The 16,390-nt window shown below is 68.8% G+C and carries 19 protein-coding genes and 1 tRNA gene; 15 read left to right on the forward strand and 5 right to left on the reverse strand.

Going from position 1 to position 16,390, the window contains the following annotated elements; genetic code table 11:
* Window positions 1–114 precede the first annotated feature (114 nt).
* From AC3IRM_RS10645 to AC3IRM_RS10655, 3 genes are all read right to left on the reverse strand, one after another.
* The gene (locus AC3IRM_RS10645) at window positions 115–762 is read right to left on the reverse strand and encodes a response regulator (RefSeq protein ID WP_489203129.1); all 648 of its coding nucleotides are present in this window, start codon (window positions 760–762) and stop codon (window positions 115–117) included.
* 89 nt (window positions 763–851) lie between these two features.
* On the reverse strand, window positions 852–1,445 hold the full coding sequence (locus AC3IRM_RS10650; protein ID WP_489203130.1) for an SCO family protein: 594 nt from the start codon (window positions 1,443–1,445) through the stop codon (window positions 852–854).
* Between the two features lie 101 nt (window positions 1,446–1,546).
* Complete coding sequence (locus tag AC3IRM_RS10655; protein WP_489203131.1) at window positions 1,547–2,692, reverse strand: pyridoxal phosphate-dependent aminotransferase; 1,146 nt, start codon at window positions 2,690–2,692, stop codon at window positions 1,547–1,549.
* Window positions 2,693–2,764: 72 nt separating this feature from the next.
* Here AC3IRM_RS10655 and AC3IRM_RS10660 point away from each other — a divergent pair, with 72 nt between their 5' ends.
* The 13 genes from AC3IRM_RS10660 (at window position 2,765) to AC3IRM_RS10720 (ending at window position 13,977) form a co-directional block, all read left to right on the forward strand.
* The gene (locus AC3IRM_RS10660; RefSeq protein WP_489203132.1) at window positions 2,765–3,247 is read left to right on the forward strand and encodes a DUF3293 domain-containing protein; all 483 of its coding nucleotides are present in this window, start codon (window positions 2,765–2,767) and stop codon (window positions 3,245–3,247) included.
* Between the two features lie 73 nt (window positions 3,248–3,320).
* Window positions 3,321–3,962, forward strand: a complete 642-nt coding sequence (gene ccmA / locus AC3IRM_RS10665; protein ID WP_489203133.1) for a heme ABC exporter ATP-binding protein CcmA — start codon at window positions 3,321–3,323, stop codon at window positions 3,960–3,962.
* Window positions 3,959–4,645 (forward strand): heme exporter protein CcmB, encoded by a 687-nt coding sequence (gene ccmB, locus AC3IRM_RS10670; RefSeq protein ID WP_489203134.1) that lies wholly within the window; start codon window positions 3,959–3,961, stop codon window positions 4,643–4,645. Before ccmA ends, ccmB begins: the two co-directional genes overlap by 4 nt.
* A 136-nt stretch (window positions 4,646–4,781) precedes the next feature.
* Window positions 4,782–5,540, forward strand: a complete 759-nt coding sequence (locus AC3IRM_RS10675; RefSeq protein WP_489203135.1) for a heme ABC transporter permease — start codon at window positions 4,782–4,784, stop codon at window positions 5,538–5,540.
* Entirely contained in the window at window positions 5,537–5,716 is a 180-nt protein-coding gene (gene ccmD / locus AC3IRM_RS10680; RefSeq protein ID WP_489203136.1) for a heme exporter protein CcmD, read from the forward strand. Before AC3IRM_RS10675 ends, ccmD begins: the two co-directional genes overlap by 4 nt.
* The gene (gene ccmE / locus AC3IRM_RS10685) at window positions 5,713–6,195 is read left to right on the forward strand and encodes a cytochrome c maturation protein CcmE (RefSeq protein WP_310152918.1); all 483 of its coding nucleotides are present in this window, start codon (window positions 5,713–5,715) and stop codon (window positions 6,193–6,195) included. Before ccmD ends, ccmE begins: the two co-directional genes overlap by 4 nt.
* Before the next feature lie 36 nt (window positions 6,196–6,231).
* On the forward strand, window positions 6,232–8,157 hold the full coding sequence (locus AC3IRM_RS10690) for a heme lyase CcmF/NrfE family subunit (protein ID WP_489203137.1): 1,926 nt from the start codon (window positions 6,232–6,234) through the stop codon (window positions 8,155–8,157).
* Window positions 8,154–8,711, forward strand: a complete 558-nt coding sequence (locus AC3IRM_RS10695) for a DsbE family thiol:disulfide interchange protein (protein ID WP_489203138.1) — start codon at window positions 8,154–8,156, stop codon at window positions 8,709–8,711. The genes AC3IRM_RS10690 and AC3IRM_RS10695 overlap by 4 nt, the downstream gene beginning before the upstream one ends.
* A complete protein-coding gene (locus tag AC3IRM_RS10700; RefSeq protein WP_489203139.1) occupies window positions 8,708–9,151 on the forward strand; it encodes a cytochrome c-type biogenesis protein in 444 nt (147 codons plus the stop codon). Before AC3IRM_RS10695 ends, AC3IRM_RS10700 begins: the two co-directional genes overlap by 4 nt.
* Window positions 9,151–10,161 (forward strand): tetratricopeptide repeat protein, encoded by a 1,011-nt coding sequence (locus AC3IRM_RS10705; protein ID WP_489203140.1) that lies wholly within the window; start codon window positions 9,151–9,153, stop codon window positions 10,159–10,161. Before AC3IRM_RS10700 ends, AC3IRM_RS10705 begins: the two co-directional genes overlap by 1 nt.
* Window positions 10,162–10,264: 103 nt before the next feature.
* Window positions 10,265–11,407, forward strand: a complete 1,143-nt coding sequence (gene metX / locus AC3IRM_RS10710; RefSeq protein ID WP_489203141.1) for a homoserine O-acetyltransferase MetX — start codon at window positions 10,265–10,267, stop codon at window positions 11,405–11,407.
* A gap of 9 nt (window positions 11,408–11,416) precedes the next feature.
* Window positions 11,417–12,022 (forward strand): cysteine dioxygenase family protein, encoded by a 606-nt coding sequence (locus AC3IRM_RS10715; protein ID WP_489203142.1) that lies wholly within the window; start codon window positions 11,417–11,419, stop codon window positions 12,020–12,022.
* A 119-nt stretch (window positions 12,023–12,141) separates the two neighbouring features.
* Entirely contained in the window at window positions 12,142–13,977 is a 1,836-nt protein-coding gene (locus AC3IRM_RS10720; RefSeq protein WP_489203143.1) for a DUF885 domain-containing protein, read from the forward strand.
* Between the two features lie 13 nt (window positions 13,978–13,990).
* Here AC3IRM_RS10720 and AC3IRM_RS10725 read toward each other — a convergent pair whose 3' ends face one another.
* A complete protein-coding gene (locus AC3IRM_RS10725) occupies window positions 13,991–14,533 on the reverse strand; it encodes a hypothetical protein (protein WP_489203144.1) in 543 nt (180 codons plus the stop codon).
* A gap of 121 nt (window positions 14,534–14,654) precedes the next feature.
* Between AC3IRM_RS10725 and AC3IRM_RS10730 the strand changes: the two genes are divergently transcribed.
* Both AC3IRM_RS10730 and AC3IRM_RS10735 read left to right on the forward strand, forming a co-directional pair.
* A tRNA-Leu gene (locus AC3IRM_RS10730) sits at window positions 14,655–14,740 on the forward strand.
* Between the two features lie 108 nt (window positions 14,741–14,848).
* Window positions 14,849–15,649 (forward strand): NRDE family protein, encoded by an 801-nt coding sequence (locus tag AC3IRM_RS10735; RefSeq protein WP_489203145.1) that lies wholly within the window; start codon window positions 14,849–14,851, stop codon window positions 15,647–15,649.
* 145 nt (window positions 15,650–15,794) lie between these two features.
* On the opposite strand, the gene AC3IRM_RS10740 is transcribed toward AC3IRM_RS10735, so the two are convergent.
* Complete coding sequence (locus AC3IRM_RS10740) at window positions 15,795–16,277, reverse strand: hypothetical protein (protein WP_489203146.1); 483 nt, start codon at window positions 16,275–16,277, stop codon at window positions 15,795–15,797.
* Window positions 16,278–16,390 lie beyond the last annotated feature (113 nt).

The following is a 16,390-nucleotide window of genomic DNA, read 5'->3' on the forward strand; positions in this document are numbered from 1 at the left end:
CTTCGGCCGGGGTTTTTTTTTGGCGTCCTCCGCTGTTGCTGCGAACGAGACGCTTCGCGGCAGCGACGGCAGCGACGGCAGCGACGGCAGCGACGACCGCGCATGAAACGCGCTCTAGATCGCGAGCTCCACCGGCGCGACGCGGTACTGGCTCGCCAGGCGCGCCAGCGCGATCGAATCCTGGATCTGCAGCTTCTCGAACAGCCGCGATTTGTGCGTGTTGACGGTCTTGGCGCTGAGGCTCAGACGTCGCGCGATGTCTTCCTGGCGCAGGCCCTGCAAGAGCAGCATCGCCACTTCCATCTCACGTGGCGACAGTGCATCGAACGGCGTCTCGTTGCCGCCGATGCCCGAGAGCGCGAGATTCTGCGCGATATTGCTCGCGAGATAACGCCGTCCACGGGCGACATCGCGCACCGCGCGTACGAGTTCCGCGGCATTGCCCCCCTTGCCCACGTAACCGGAGGCACCGGCTTCGATCATGCGGCGCGGCATGGGCCCGTCCTCGAGAATCGACACCACGATCACCCGGGTCTCCGGCTGCCCGCGCACCACGCGCTCGGTGACCTCGAGCCCGCTGACGCCCGGCAGATGCAGATCGCACAGCACGATGTCGGGCTTGAGCTTGCGGATCAGCGGCAAGGCCTCCTCGCCGCTTTCGGCTTCTCCCACCACTTCGATGTCCGCTTCGCCGGCGAGGATCATGCGCATGCCGGTGCGGACGAGCGCATGGTCGTCGACCATGAACACGCGAATCGTCATCCCTGTTTCTCCATTCCCTTGCCACCCCTGGGTCCGAGGCTACGCTGCGCAGGAGACGAATCGCAAGTCGGAAAACGCTGACTGGCTCGTCAGCCCGCGGCGTGCGCAGGCGTCATCGCCAGTCGGATGTCGTCGACCATCGCATCGGCGGGCTGGTCATACTGGAACGCGAGACGTAAACGCCCGTCGGGACCGATGAGGTAATTCACCATCGTGTGATCCATCGCATACGACGAACTCGTCGGTACTTCGCGATACGTCACGCGAAACGATTGGGCCGCGAGTCGCGTCTGCATGTCGTCGCCGCGCAGCGCGATGATGTCGCCGCCGAACGCGCCGACGTACTGCTCGAGGATCTCGCCGGTGTCGCGCTTCGGATCCACGGTGACGAATACGATCTGCAGCCGCTCGCCATCTTCGCCGAGTGCGCGACGGATCTGCGAAGCCTTCAGCAAGCTGGTCGGGCAGACCTCTGGGCAGTGCGTGTAACCGAACGACAGCAATACGTAACGCCCGCGGAAATCACCGAGGCTGCGTGGCTGCCCCTGCGTGTCCTGCAGATCGAGGCTGCGTCCATACGGCACTCCGGTCAGGTCGGTGCCCGTATACGGCCCGGCCGGCGGCGCGCTGCAACCCGCGAGCAGCAGGATGGACACGGCGATGATGAAGAGTCGGACGGACATGGTCGGAAGCGGCGGTCGGAGACGGGCGCGCACGGTGCACGACGCCAGTCTAGCGGCGTGTCACTGAAGGTCCGCCGCGACCGATCGTCGCAGCGCAACCTTCAGAGCGCGCGCAGGCGATCGATGGCTGCGTCCAGGGTTGCATCGTTCTTGGCGAAACACAGCCGCGCCAGGCGCTGGCCCGCTGGCGGCTGCGCGTAGAATGGCGACAGTGGTATCGCGGCGACCCCCTTCTCGATCGTCAGCCAACGACAGAAGTCGACGTCGTCGAGATCACTGACCGCCGAGTAGTCGACCAGCTGGAAGTAGCCGCCGGGCACCGGCAGGCACTTCAGCCGCGTGGTCGCCAGCTGCGCGGCGAAGGCGTCGCGCTTGGCCTGGTAGAACGCGCCGAGCTGCTCGTAGTGTCCGGGTTCTTCGCGCAACATCTCCGCGAACGCATGCTGCGCCGGCGCGAACGTGCAGAACACGTTGTACTGGTGCACCTTGCGGAACTCGGCGCTCAGCGCGGCCGGCGCGATGCAGTAGCCGAGCTTCCAGCCGGTACAGTGGTAGGTCTTGCCGAAGCTCGAGACGACGAATGCACGCTCGCGCAGTTCCGGCCAGCGCAACGCGGACTCGTGGCGCGCGCCATCGAACACGATGTGCTCGTAGACCTCGTCCGACAGCAGATAGATGCCGGTGCCCTGCAGCAGCCCGGCGATCGCCTGCATGTCGGCTGCGCCAAGCATCGCGCCCGACGGGTTGTGTGGGCTGTTGATGATCAACATGCGCGTCTTCGACGTGACCGCATCGCGCACGCGCTGCCAGTCGGGCGCGAACGTGGCCGGATCCAGCGGCACGTGCACGGCCACGGCGCCGGCCAGTTCGATCGCCGGCTCATAACAGTCGTAGGCGGGGTCGAGGACGATGACCTCCTCGCCTGCGCGCACGACGGCATGGATCGCATTGAACACCGCTTCGGTGGCACCACTGGTGACGGTGATCTCCGCATCGGCGTCGGGCAGATGTCCGTACACGCGTTCGGTCTTCCCCGCGATCGCCTGCCGCAGCGCCGGAATCCCGGTCATCGGGGCATACTGGTTGTGGCCGGCGCGCATGGCTGCGGCGAGTGCGTCGACCAGGCGCTGCGGCACGTCGAAATCGGGGAAGCCCTGACCGAGGTTGACGGCGCCGTGTTCGGCCGCCAGTTGAGACATGACGGTGAAGATCGTGGTGCCGACCCTGGGGAGTTTGGTCCGGATCATCGCCTGCATGCCGTTGGGGGATCTGAGGGGCCACGAGTGTACGGACGCGGACAACGGGGATAAACCGCCGCCATGAACAACCAGCATCCCATCGACGACACCCGCCTGATCGCGCTGCTGCACGCCTATCTCGATGCCCGGTATCGCTGGCAGCACCGCGACGACTGGCACGACATCGTGATCGGACTGCCGACGCCCGGCCTCGACCTGCGCTACCCCGACGCCGCCGGCTATGGGCTCGTCTCGGCGTGGAATCCGATGTCGGTCGCGCGCCCGCCGACCGAGAACCGCCGCTCGGACAAGGCGCTCGAGGCGGAGCTGAGCGCACTCGGCCTGCCGCACATGCCCGCCTTCGCCAGCGCCACCGACCGCAGCTGGCGCGAACCGAGCTGGATCGTGTTCGGCATGGAAGCCGACGCCTTCGACGCACTCGCCCAGCGCTACGGGCAGCTCGGCACGCTGTGGTGGCCGCGCGAGACCTCGGTGCGCCTGCGTATGTACGCCAAGCGGCCTGCGGGCCTCGAAGGCGACCAGCACGTCGACTGGCTGCGCTGACGCAAATCGCGTCGCTGCGGATAGGATGGCCGCGCGACCGGCTGGGTCGCGCCCACGGGCCCGTCGTCGCCGCATGTCCGAATCCGCTGCCGTCCCACCGCTGCTCGCTGCACGCGGCCTGTGCTTCCTCCGCGATGAGCGGCCGGTGTTCGGACCGCTCGATTTCGATGTCGCATCCGGCGAAGCCCTGCTCGTGCAGGGCGGCAACGGCGCGGGCAAGACCACGCTGCTGCGCGTGCTGGCCGGGCTGCTGGAAGCCGACAGTGGCACGGTCGAAGTCAGCGGGACGCCGGTTGCGCGTGCGATGCGCGCCGGCGCGATGGCCTATCTGGGCCATCTTCCCGGGCTGAAGGCCGATCTCGACGCAGTCGAGAATCTCGACTTCCTCGCCCGTCTGCAGGGGCGGCGCGACAGCCAGACCGCCGAGCGCGCGCTCGCACTGGTCGGGCTCGCCGCGCAGGCGCACCTGCTGGTGCGGCAGATGTCGGCCGGACAGAAGAAGCGCCTGTCGCTGGCGCGGCTTTGGATGTCGCCGGCACCGCTGTGGCTGCTCGACGAACCCTATGCGAACCTGGACCTGCAGGGCATCGAACTGGTCAACCGCATGGTTCGGGCCCAGCTCGAAGACGGTGGCGCGGCCCTGGTGACCACGCACGGCGCCTACGCCGCGCCGCCGGTACGCACCCGCGAACTGCGGCTGGACGCGGCCGCATGAGCGCGACACCGACCCTGCCCGGCAGCGCGGCAGCGCTGATCGCACGCGACCTGCGCCTGCTGTGGCGCAGGCGCGGCGATGCCTTGCAGCCGGCGCTGTTCGCCCTGCTGGTCGTGGTGCTGTTCGCACTGGCGCTTGGCAACGCGCCCGCAACGTTGCGCGCCGTGGCGCCGGGCGTGCTGTGGGTCGCGGCGGTGCTGGCGGGCCTGCTCGCCCTCGACACGCTGTTCCGCGGCGACGCCGAGGACGGCTCGCTCGAACAGTGGATGCTCAGCCCCGTGCCGCTGGCCTGGCTGGTGCTGGTGCGCACCGCGGTGCACTGGGCGACGACGACGCTGCCATTGCTGGTCGCCACCCCGCTGCTGGCCGAGCTGCTGGGCCTGCCGCGCGCGCAGTTGCCGGTGCTGCTGGCCGGCCTCGCGCTGGGTACGCCGCTGCTGAGCCTGCTCGGCGCGGTGGTCGCGGCGCTGACCATCGGCATGCGCCGTTCCGGTATCCTGCTGGCACTGTTGGCCCTGCCCCTGTACGTTCCGGTGCTGGTGTTCGGTGCCGGCAGCGTCGCGATCGCGGCGCAGGGGCATGATCCCTCCGGCGGGCTGTTGCTGCTCGCCGCGGGCCTTGTCGCCGCGCTCGTGCTGGCACCCGTCGCTGCGGCGACCGCCATCCGCATCGCACTCAATTGACCGGCCCCGCGACGGGTCTGGAGGGCCCCGTCGCCGACGTGCAATCCGTCCCGCAACGCCGCGCAACGCCCGCGACCGCATGCCCGTCATGCGCGCGCCGAGACCGCAAGCCCGCCACGCCCGCACGCCTCGCCGAATGAATCCTGTCCTTCGCTGGTTCCATCAACTCGGTTCTCCCCCCACCTTCGACCGCTTCGCGCGGCGCTGGGCGCCGTGGGCCTTCGGCCTCGGTCTGGTGACGATGGCGGTCGGCCTGTACGGCGCGCTGTACGTGGTGCCGGCCGATTACCAGCAGGGCGACAGCTTCCGCATCCTCTACATCCATGTGCCGAGCGCGTGGATGAGCCTGGCCGTGTTCGCGGCCATGGCGATCTACGCCGCGATCGCACTGGTCTGGCGGATCAAGCTCTGCGAGATCCTCGCGATGGCCTGCGCGCCGATTGGCGCCGCGTTCACCGTGATCACGCTCGCCACCGGCTCGATCTGGGGCCGGCCGATGTGGGGCACGTGGTGGGACTGGGACCCGCGCCTGACCACCGAGCTGATCCTGCTGTTCCTGTATCTGGGCGTGATCGGCCTCTATCACGCGATTGAGGACCGCCGCACCGCTGCACGCGCGGCCGGGCTGCTGGCGATCGTCGGCGTCGTGCTGCTGCCGGTGATCCGCTATTCCGTGGTGTGGTGGGACTCGCTGCACCAGGGCCAGACGATCCGCGTGTTCGGCGAATCGAGCATCGACGGCAGCATGCTGTGGCCGCTGGTGTGGACGGTGGTCGGCACCAAGTTCTGGTTCGTCGGCTCGCTGCTGGCGCGCGCGCGGGCCGACAACCTGCGCCGCGAAGCCGGCAAGGACTGGGTGCGGGCGCTGGCCGCACCCATCGGAGACCGTGCATGAGTTATATCGAATACGTCGTCGCCGCCTACGCGGTGTTCGCCGCCGTGCTGGCCTGGGATTTCGTGGCGCCGCGCATCCGCACCGCGCACCTGCTGCGCGCGGTGCGTCTGGTGGCCGCGCGTCGGGTGGCGGCGACGGTCGTGGCCGCTGACGATTCCGCGGAGCTGCGCCGATGAATCCGGTCCGCCGCCGCCGTCTGCTGTTCGTGGTCGCGATCGTCGCGGCCAGTGCGCTGTCGATGACGCTGATCGCGTTCGCACTGCAGCGCAACGTGTCCTATCTCTACACGCCGCACGAAGTGCTGGGCGGGATTGCCGGCGCCGCGGTGTCGTCGGGCGAAGCGCGGTTCCGGTTGGGCGGCATGGTGGCCGGCGACTCGTTCTCGCGCGCCGAAGGTTCAATGGAGGCGCGCTTCCGGGTCACCGACGGCGATGCCGAACTGCCGGTGCGCTACACCGGTCTGCTGCCGGATCTGTTCCGCGAACACCAGGCGGTGATCGCCACAGGGCGCATGGACGGCGACACCTTCGTCGCCGAGCAGGTGCTCGCGCGCCACGACGAGACCTACGTGCCCAAGGAAGTCGCCGACAAGATGGGCCTGGCGCACGACCGCCACGGCATCGTGACGCCAGCCGACACGGACGCTGCGCAGTGATCGAAGTGGTGCGTGGCGCGCATGCCGGAGTCGCCGATGCTGCCTGAGATCGGCCAGATCGCGCTGTTGCTGGCGCTGGTCGCAGCGACGCTGCAGACAGTGCTGCCCCTGCTCGGCGCGCATCGCGGTCTCGCGCCGTGGATGGCGACCGCACGGCCCGCCGCGTATGCGCAATGGGCGCTGACGCTGATCGCGTGGGCCATTCTGACGGCCGCGTTCGTGCAACAGGATTTCTCGGTGCGCTACGTCGCCGAGAACTCCAACTCGCTGTTGCCGATGGTCTACCGCTTCACCGCGGTCTGGGGCGGCCATGAAGGTTCGCTGCTGCTGTGGGTGTTCGTGCTGGCCTGCTGGAACGCCGCGGTCGCATGGTTCTCGCGCTCGCTGCCAGATGTGGTGCTGGCGCGCGTGCTTAGCGTAATGGGCATGGTGTGCCTGGGCTTTCTTGCCTTCCTGATCTTCACCAGCAACCCGTTCGAACGCATTCTGCCGATGCCACTGGAAGGCCGCGATCTGAACCCGCTGCTGCAGGATCCGGGGATGATCGTGCACCCGCCGATGCTCTATATCGGCTACTCGGGTTTCATGGTGCCGTTCGCGTTCGCGATCGCCGCGTTGCTCGACGGCAAGGTCGACGCGCACTGGCTGCGCTGGACGCGGCCCTGGACCAACGTGTCGTGGGCGTTCCTGACGATCGGCATCGCGCTCGGTTCGTGGTGGGCGTATTACGAACTCGGCTGGGGCGGCTGGTGGTTCTGGGATCCGGTCGAGAACGCGAGCTTCATGCCGTGGCTCGCCGGCGCGGCGCTGATCCATTCCCAGGCCGTCACCGAAAAACGCGGCAGCTTCCACGGCTGGACGCTGCTGCTGGCGATCGCGACGTTCTCGCTGTCGCTGCTGGGCGCATTCCTCGTGCGCTCGGGCGTACTCACAAGCGTGCACAGCTTCGCCGCCGATCCGACGCGCGGACTCTTCATCCTGGTGTTCCTCGGCCTCGTCGTCGGCGGTTCGCTGCTGCTGTACGCACTGCGCGCGCCGGACGGCCGTGATGGCAAGCCGTTCGCCGCGACCTCGCGCGAAACGCTGCTGCTCGCCAACAACCTGCTGCTGGTCGCGGCCTGCGCGATGGTGCTGCTGGGCACGCTGTATCCGCTGCTGGCGGATGCGCTGGATCTTGGGAAGATTTCGGTCGGCCCGCCCTACTTCGGCCTGCTGTTCCTGCTGCTGATGGCGCCGCTGATACTGCTGTTGCCGTTCGGGCCGCTGACGCGCTGGCAGAACGAGGACATGAAGCGACCGCTGCGCATGCTGCTGCCGTGGGCAGCGCTCGCGCTGATCGCGGCGACCCTCGCGTTCTTCACCGCGCCGCAGGGGCCGTGGAAGGTCGCGATGGGCGTGGCGGGTGCAGTCTGGGTGGCAGGCGGCACCGCACGGTTCGTGTGGACGCGCCTGCGCGCGCCGGGCGGCCGCATGGGCGCGGAGATGACCGGCATGGTGCTCGGACATCTGGGCATCTCGGTGTTCCTGATCGGCGCGCTGCTGGTGGAAGGCCTCAACGTGCAGCGTGAGGTCGCGCTGCTGCCGGGCCAGTCGCTGGAGATCGGCCGCGATGCCTTCGTGCTCGACAGCGTCGCGCATCACGTCGGCCCGAACTACGAATCCGATCGCGGCACGGTGCGCATGCTGCGGGGCGACCGGCTGGTGACTACGCTGCATCCCGAGAAGCGCACCTACGCCAGCGGCGGCCAGGTGATGACCGAGACGGCGATCCGTCCCGGCGCCTTGCGCGATGTCTATGTCGCGCTCGGCGAACCCCTGGGCGGTGGCGCCTGGGCGCTGCGCGTACACGTCAAACCTTTCGTGCGCTGGGTCTGGGCAGGGGCGTTCCTGATGGCGCTGGGCGGTTTCGTCACGGCCGCCGACCGCCGGTTCCGCCGCCCACGCCGGGAGAAGACCGCTTGAGCACGCCCCGCGCCTCGCGCGCACGTTGGCTGCCGCTGGCCGCCTTCGGCGTAATCCTCGCGCTGCTGGCGGCCGGCGTGTGGCTGAGCCGCGATCCCGATCGTGACGCCCTGCCGTCGCCGTTGATCGGCAAACCGGCGCCCGCGTTCCGCCTGCCGGTGCTCGGCGCACCCGATCAGCGGGTCACGCAGGACGACCTGCGCGGCGCACCGTATCTGCTCAACGTGTGGGGCAGCTGGTGCCCGGGTTGCCGCGAGGAACACGCTGTCGTCAATGCGTTCGCGAAGACCGGCCGCGTGCGCGTGGTGGGCTTCAACTGGAAGGACGAGCCCGAAGACGCGACGCGCTGGCTCGCGCAGTTCGGCAATCCCTACGACCTCGTGCTGGCCGACTACGACGGCAAGGCCGCGATCGACTGGGGCATCTACGGCGCGCCGGAAACCTTCCTCGTCGATGGCGACGGCATGATTGTGTGGAAGCATGTCGGTCCGATGACCGAGGCCACCATCCGCGAACAGCTCATGCCGCACGTCGAACGACTGGAGGCGCTGTGATCCGCGCGCTGTTGCTCGCGTTGCTGCTGTGTCTGGCCTGGCCGCAGGTGGCCCACGCGCAGGTCGCGGTCGACGCCGCGCCGCTGCGCTTCGAAGACACGGCCGAGGAACGACGCTTCCACAAGCTCGTCGCCGAACTGCGCTGCGTGATGTGCCAGAACCAGTCGCTGGCCGATTCCAATGCGCAGATCGCCCACGACCTGCGCCGCGAAGTGCTGACCCTGATGCGCCAGGGCAACGACGATGCGGCGATCAAGGCGCATCTGGTCGCGCGCTACGGCGAATTCGTGCTGTATCGCCCGCAGGTCGGCCCATCGACGTGGCTGCTGTGGTTCGGACCGCTGCTGTTGCTCGGCGCCGGAGGCCTTGTGATCTGGCGCGTCGTCGCCTCGCGCCGACAGGCCGCGCCGCTGCCACCCGACGATACGGAGACGTGGTGATGCTGCTGTTCGTCGTGCTCGCGATCGTGCTGACGCTGGCGACCGTGGTCGCCCTGACCTGGGGATTGCGCCGGGGCGCGTCGCGGGTCGCGCTCGCGGTGACCCTGCTGGTGCCGGTGCTCGTGGCCGGCATGTACATGCTGGTCGGCACGCCACAGGCGCTCGATCCCGCCGAGCTTGCAGCACCCGATTCACTGGACGATGCGATCGCGCGGCTGGAAATCGACCTGCAGCGCGATCCACGGCAGCCCGAAGGCTGGCTGCTGCTGGGCCGCGCGTATGCGGGACTCGAACGCTTCGATGACGCGCGCGACGCGCTCGCACGCGCGGCGAAACTCATGCCAGAGGACGACGCCGTACAGGTCGAAGCTGCCCAGGCCAGCGCACGCGCGGCGCCGGATCGGCGCTTCGATGCCGCCGCGGTGCAGACACTGCGCGACGTGCTCGCGCGCACTCCCGACCATCAGCATGCGCGCTGGTATCTGGGTATCGCCCAGCGCCAGGCCGGCGACGATGCGGGCGCGGTGGCGACGTGGACACCGTTGCTGCCGCTGCTCGATGGCGCCGCCGCCGATGCGCTGCGCACACAGATCGCAGTCGCGCGCACCGCTGCCGGCATGCCGACGGACACCGCATCGCAAACCACAGAAGTGGCGCCCGCCGGCGCACATTCGGTGCGCGTCCGCGTGCGACTCGATCCTGATGTCGCCACCCTGCCCGGCGACGCGACGGTGTTCGTCATCGCCCGCCAACCCGGCGGCCCGCCGATGCCGGTCGCCGTACAGCGCCACCCGGTCTCCGCGCTGCCGCTGGACATCGTGCTGGGCGACGGCGACAGCCCGATGCCGACGCAACCGCTGTCCGCGCTCGATGCGGTCGAGATCGTCGCGCGCATCTCGCGCAGTGGCGATGCGTCGCGTAGCGAGGGCGATCTCGAATCCGCGCCGGTGCGGGTGACGCTGCCGACGGACGCGCCGGTCGACGTGACTGTCAGCGCGACGCGGCCTTGAAGCCCGCGCTTGGTTGCCCTCTTCCCGGTGCAACCGTGATCATGGCCGTCCTCCTCTACCCCGGACTCCGGGTAATCGCGCGCAAGCGCGCTCCTACAGCACGATGACCGAATTCATCCCGCCGGGCAGCCGGTTTGTCGATCTGACCTCGCCGTTTCCGATGAAGCGCGGGGGCGCGCTGCGTGGCGCACGCATGGCCTTCGAGACCTGGGGCACGCTCGACGCCGCGCGCGGCAACGCGATTCTGATCGTCACTGGCCTCTCGCCCGATGCGCACGCCGCCAGCCACGCCGACGACGCCACGCCCGGCTGGTGGGAGGCGATGCTCGGCCCCGGCAAACCGATCGACACCGATCGCTGGTTCGTGGTCTGCGTGAACTCGCTGGGCAGTTGCAAGGGATCGACCGGACCGGCCTCGGTCGACCCTGAGACCGGTGCGCCCTACCGGCTCGCGTTCCCGGACCTGTCGATCGAAGACGGCGCCGATGCCGCCGCGCATGTCGTCGCGTCGCTCGGCATCGACCGCCTGGCCTGCGTGATCGGCAATTCGATGGGCGGCATGACCGCACTCGCGCTGCTCGCGCGCTTTCCGGGACTCGCGCGCACCCACATCAACATCTGCGGCGCGGCGCGTGCGCTGCCGTTCTCGATCGCGATCCGTTCGCTGCAGCGCGAGGCGATCCGCCTCGATCCAATGTGGCAGGGCGGCGCCTACACCGAGGCGGCGTATCCCGAAAGTGGCATGCGCATGGCGCGCAAGCTCGGCGTGATCACGTACCGCTCCGCGCTGGAATGGGACGGGCGTTTCGGTCGCGTGCGCCTCGAATCGGACCGCCGCGAGGACGACGAGCCCTTCGGCCTCGAGTTCGAAGTCGAGAGCTACCTCGAAGGTCATGCGCGCCGCTTCGTGCGCCGCTTCGATCCCAACTGCTATCTGTATCTCAGCCGTTCGATGGACTGGTTCGACATTGGCGAGAGCTGCGGCGGCAGCAGCGATGACGGACTGGCCACCCTGCGCATCGAACGCGCGCTCGCGATCGGCGTGCATACCGACATCCTGTTCCCGCTGCAGCAGCAACAGCAGATCGCCGACGGCCTGCGCGCGGGCGGTGTCGACGCGACCTTCCTGCCGCTGGAATCGCCGCAGGGTCACGACGCCTTCCTCGTCGACATCGCGCGTTTCGGCCCGGCGGTCGCGGACTTCCTTGCTGCACTGCCGCCTGCAACCGCCGAGGCCGCGGGCTAGACTGCAGCGATGCGTTTCGAATCCCCTGTGACCGATCCACCCGACATCCCCTTCGCGGGCCGCGATCGCCTGATCGCCGCGGTCGATGCCGCCGTCGTGGCCGGTGACGACCATGCCGTTACCAGCGCGCTGCGTAGCGCCATGTGCGCCTTGATCCGCGATCCCGCCGTCGAACTGCCTGCGTGCACGCAGTTGCCGGTCGACGGCCACTACGCGCGCCGTGAGCTCTACCGCAGTCCGGCGCACGGCTACAGCGTCGTCGCGATGACCTGGGCCCCGGGTCAGGGCACGCCGATCCACGACCACGACGGCCTGTGGTGCGTGGAAGGCATCTGGCGCGGCGCGCTGGAAATCGCCCAGTACGAACTGCTCGAATCCGATGGCGAGCGCTTCCGGTTCCGCGCGGCCTCGGGCATGCAGGCCGGCGTCGGCAGCGCCGGGAGCCTGATTCCACCGCACGAGTACCACACGATCCGCAACGCGAGCCGCGATGCGGTCGCCGTGTCGCTGCATGTCTACCAGGCACCGATCATGCATTGCGCGCGCTTCCGTCCCGAAGCGGACGACTGGTATCTGCGTTACGACGCTTCGCTGGTGGTCGATACCGTCGACTGAGCATTGCGTCCCACGCATCCGCGTGAACGTGAACAGGCAGGCGCATCCTGCGACCCCAGCCGCTACAGTGACCCGGCGCTCCCTCTGTTTCTCCGTCGAGGCCGATGACCCGATCGCTGTTGACCGCCTCTCTGGCGATGTTGCTTGCCGCCTGCGGCCAGTCTCCCAACGTGCCTGATGCCGACGGCCGCGCTGTCGATGCGCTGGTCGACGCGCAGTTCGATGCATTACTCGCCAACGATCCCGAAGCGATGACCGTGCTCGGCATCGACAATCCGGATTCGCGGCTCGCTGCCGGCCGGCTGACGGACGCGTCCCTGGTCCATCGCGCAGAACTGCGCAGCACGCTCGACGCCAATCTCGCCGCGCTCGACGATATCGACGACGCTGCCTTCGCGCCGCAGCAGCAGCGCACGCTGGAGATGGCACGCTGGTTCTACCGCAGTCAGGCCGACCTGCTCCGGTTCGACTGGGCGCCGGCCTGGTTGCCGCTACGCACGAATCTCTACGCCGTCGACCAGCTGTCGAGTGTTCCGATGTCGCTGCCGGGCTTCTTCGAGAGCGCGCAGCCGGTGACCGGCGCGGCCGACGCACGCAACTATGTCGCGCGCCTGCACGCGGTGGCGAGCAAGCTCGACCAGGTGCGGGACAACCTCGATCTCCAGGCACGCCACGGCGTCGTGCCGCCGCGCATCGCGCTCGAAGGCGCCGCGTTGCAGATGCGCGATCTGGTGCGCGCGGGCGTGGACGCCAGTCCTTTCGTGAATGCGTTTGCCCGCAAGCTGGACGACGCGGAGGGCATCAACGCTGCGCTGCGTGAGGAGCTGCTGCGCGACGCGCGCGGCGCGATCGAGGACGCCGCGTTGCCTGCCTACGCGCGACTCCTCGCCCGCATCGAAGCTGCCATCGCCACACAGGAAGCCGACGCGGGTGTCTGGTCCCTGCCGGACGGCGACGACTATTACGCCGCTGCGCTCCGCTGGAATACCGGCGTCGGTATCGACGCGACCCAGCTGCACGCCCTCGGCCACGACGAGGTCAGCCGGATCCGCGGCGAGATGGCAGCGATCGTTCGCGACCGCTTGCCCTTGCGCGATGTCGACACGCCGCAGGACGCCAGCGGCGGCGACGCGGCCACAGCGGCTGACGTCGAACTAACGGACGAAGCGCGGGAGGCGTTGCGGGCGCGGGTCCAAGCGCGCGTGGATACGATCGAAGCGCGCCTGCCCGGCTTTTTCGACGCACTGCCGACCCAGCCGCTCGACGTCCAGCTTGCGCCTCCCGGTGCCACCGGTACGGCGGCCGTCTATTACATTCCACCTGGCGGGGACGTCCGCCCCGGCACGCTGATGATTGATGTCGCCCAGGTGCGTGCCCTGCCGGAAGGCGGCCTGCCGACGCTCGTCTACCACAACGGTCTGCCTGGCCATCATCTGCAGGTTGGTCTCGCACAGGCGCATGTCGCGCTGCCGCGCCTCCGGCGCAGTCTCGCCCCGACCGCATTCACCGAAGGTTGGGCGATGTATGCCGAGCGGCTCGCGGTGGAGATGGGCGTCTACGACGATGATCCACAGGGCGATCTCGGCCGCCTGCGCGCCGAGCTCCTGCACGCCGCGCGACTGGTCGTCGATACGGGGCTGCACTCCGAACGCTGGAGCCTGGCGCAGGCGCAGACCTACCTGCGCGACGTCGCCGGCATGAGCGAGGCGCAGGCACGCAGCGAGGCGCAGCGCCAGCTGGTGCGTCCGGGCCGCGCGTGCGCACACACGGTGGGCCTGCATACCCTGCTCGCGCTGCGCGGGCATGCACGGCAGTCTTTGAAAGAGCGATTTGACCTGCGCGCCTTCCACGGCGTGCTGCTCGATAACGGCGCCTTGCCACTGGATGTGGTTTCAAGCGCAGTCGATGCGTGGATCGCCGTGTCGAAAATCGAGGACGGGGGTGGCGCTGGCTGATCCAGCCCGACCCTCAATCGGACACGAGCCGCGCCACCTCGACACGGAGGGTCCGGCCCCCCTCGATCAGCCAGGCGCGGCCTTCGACGATGATGCCGTCGCCGACATGCGCCTGTTCGACAAGACCGTCCTCGACGGCGCCGCCGGACGCGGCATCGAAACGGACCTGTTCCGGCATCCGCGACACCGGTTGCGGGACATCGGGACGCAGCGCAGGCGCCTGGCCCTCGACATCCGACACCATGTAGCCGTTCGGGCACGGCGCCCGCACGCAGCGGATGTTGCTCAGATGCACGCGGAACACGCCCTCGGCCAGGCGCACCTGGCCGTTTGGCTGAGACGGGACGGTATTCCCGCCCGGTGGCACCGCGAGTTCGCGTTCCGCGACAGGCTCCGGATCGGCGATACGCGACGCCGGCTGACTCATGCAGGCGGCTGCAGCCAGAGGCAGCAGCATCGCGAACAGGATCCGCACACGGCGCGCACGCGTAGTGGACAGGCCCGGTCGCGCAGGCATCCAGGCCGCTTCCGGATGCGGCGTCGTTCGATCGTGCATGTCCCCTCCCGGGCTCCCGGCCCTGCGCCGGCACGCGCATGATGCCGCCCCGCATGTTTGGAGAACGCAAAGACGGCGGGATTCAGGCTGCGCCGCGCTTCCGCTATACTCCGGCGTCCGTGCCGGAGTGGCGGAATGGTAGACGCAGCGGACTCAAAATCCGCCGCCCTTAAAAGCGTGCGGGTTCGAGTCCCGCCTCCGGTACCAGTCGACGGCCCGCGCATGCGGGCCGTTGCCGTTTTCAGGGTCATCGAAACGATGCGGCGCTGCGTGGAGGTCCCGTCACACAGCGGACCGCTCGGCTAGCATTGGTCCATGTGCCTGATCGCCATCGCCTGGAAGACCCGTCCCGACCTGCCGCTCGCATTGATCGCCAATCGCGACGAATTCCACGCGCGCCCGAGCGCCCCTGCTTCATTCGATCCACGGGCCTCCGACGTTTACGGTGGCCGCGACCTCGTGCAGGGCGGCAGCTGGCTGCTGGCCTCGTCGCGGCGTCGGCTGGCAGCGGTGACCAACGTGCGCGCAGGCGCCGCACCCGAAACGGCTGCGCGGTCGCGTGGCTGGCTGGTGCGCGATTTCGTGCATGGCACTGCGTCCGGTGGCGACTTCGCGCAGGGCCTGTCCACAACGGCTCAGGACTACGGCCGCTTCAATCTGCTGGTCTGGGATGGCGATGCGCTGTGGTTCGCCAGCAATCATCCGCGCTTCGATGCCGCGCCGGTTGCGCCGGGTCTGCATGCGATGTCGAACGGCGCCTTCGACGCGCCATGGCCGAAGAGCACTGCGGCGACGCGGACGCTGGCGGACTGGCTGGACACGACTGCGTCCAGTACATCGCTTGCGTCGATCGACCATGTAGCGCTGGAGCCATTATTCGCCGGACTGCGTGACACGCGAACCGCGCCGGATACCACGTTGCCCGATACGGGTGTCGGGCTCGCGCTGGAGCGGCGGCTGTCCCCGGCATTCATCGAAGATCCGCGGTATGGGACGCGGTGCAGCAGTGTCGTGCTGGTGGATCAGGACGGCGTGTTGCTCAGCGAGCGGCGCTTCGATGCTGCGGGTGAGGCAATCGATACCTCGCACCAGCGGTTGAAGACGCGAACACCGTAAAGCCCAAGCTCCTGGCGCAAGGGCTCGATCACACCAACTCCGTCGCTACATGTGCCCCCAAGGGCGCAACGCCCCGCGTGTGGGAGTGGCGCTGCCGATGCGCGCAGATCACGTGCCGTCGAGCATACCGATGACGCCGATGACTTCAGTTCGACGTGGCCTCGCACCGCACCGGTGCATCGTTCTCCAGCGCCTGCTCCCAGCCATTAGGACTGCGCGTGGCAACGGTGTTGTTGATGCAGCTTTCGCTCTCGCCCGCCTGACGGGCGGTCATTGGACCCGACAGTCGACGCCCGGTATCGCTGGCAGGTAATGCGGTCGCCGATGGCGCGCCCTCGCTGTCGGGCTCGGCGAGCATGGCCGCATCTGGATTCGGTGGCGCGACGACAGGCGCAGGTGGCGCGACCTGTTCCGGCACTACAGGCGCGGGTTCGACCGGCGCGGCCATCTCGACGGGCGCTGTGTTCACCGACGCCGCCACCTGCTCGGCAATCGCAGGTGGCGCGTCGTTGAAGCGGTCGCGCAACATGCCGCCGATGGCATCGGCAACCAGGCTGCCGACCATCACCGCGAGCGCGATCGGCAGGAAGAAGGCCCAGGGGGATACGGCTTCACGGTCGTAGCGCATGGTCGGCTCCAGAAACCTCAGGGACACACCGGCATATCGACAGGCCGGATAGATGAAGCACGAGTCTGCCGGATTTACGCGACCCGCCGCGTTTTCCTTAGGGAAGCGCCAAT

The sequence above is a fragment of the Luteimonas sp. KH_071 genome, assembly GCF_057838005.1.

Bases quoted from the DNA above. Each gene is read 5' to 3' on its own strand.
- AC3IRM_RS10645 (WP_489203129.1), bottom strand. From the start codon at position 762: ATGACGATTCGCGTGTTCATGGTCGACGACCATGCGCTCGTCCGCACC.
- AC3IRM_RS10650 (WP_489203130.1), bottom strand. From the start codon at position 1,445: ATGTCCGTCCGACTCTTCATCATCGCCGTGTCCATCCTGCTGCTCGCG.
- AC3IRM_RS10655 (WP_489203131.1), bottom strand. From the start codon at position 2,692: ATGATCCGGACCAAACTCCCCAGGGTCGGCACCACGATCTTCACCGTC.
- AC3IRM_RS10660 (WP_489203132.1), top strand. From the start codon at position 2,765: ATGAACAACCAGCATCCCATCGACGACACCCGCCTGATCGCGCTGCTG.
- ccmA (WP_489203133.1), top strand. From the start codon at position 3,321: ATGTCCGAATCCGCTGCCGTCCCACCGCTGCTCGCTGCACGCGGCCTG.
- ccmB (WP_489203134.1), top strand. From the start codon at position 3,959: ATGAGCGCGACACCGACCCTGCCCGGCAGCGCGGCAGCGCTGATCGCA.
- AC3IRM_RS10675 (WP_489203135.1), top strand. From the start codon at position 4,782: ATGAATCCTGTCCTTCGCTGGTTCCATCAACTCGGTTCTCCCCCCACC.
- ccmD (WP_489203136.1), top strand. From the start codon at position 5,537: ATGAGTTATATCGAATACGTCGTCGCCGCCTACGCGGTGTTCGCCGCC.
- ccmE (WP_310152918.1), top strand. From the start codon at position 5,713: ATGAATCCGGTCCGCCGCCGCCGTCTGCTGTTCGTGGTCGCGATCGTC.
- AC3IRM_RS10690 (WP_489203137.1), top strand. From the start codon at position 6,232: ATGCTGCCTGAGATCGGCCAGATCGCGCTGTTGCTGGCGCTGGTCGCA.
- AC3IRM_RS10705 (WP_489203140.1), top strand. From the start codon at position 9,151: ATGCTGCTGTTCGTCGTGCTCGCGATCGTGCTGACGCTGGCGACCGTG.
- metX (WP_489203141.1), top strand. From the start codon at position 10,265: ATGACCGAATTCATCCCGCCGGGCAGCCGGTTTGTCGATCTGACCTCG.
- AC3IRM_RS10715 (WP_489203142.1), top strand. From the start codon at position 11,417: ATGCGTTTCGAATCCCCTGTGACCGATCCACCCGACATCCCCTTCGCG.
- AC3IRM_RS10725 (WP_489203144.1), bottom strand. From the start codon at position 14,533: ATGCACGATCGAACGACGCCGCATCCGGAAGCGGCCTGGATGCCTGCG.
- AC3IRM_RS10735 (WP_489203145.1), top strand. From the start codon at position 14,849: ATGTGCCTGATCGCCATCGCCTGGAAGACCCGTCCCGACCTGCCGCTC.
- AC3IRM_RS10740 (WP_489203146.1), bottom strand. From the start codon at position 16,277: ATGCGCTACGACCGTGAAGCCGTATCCCCCTGGGCCTTCTTCCTGCCG.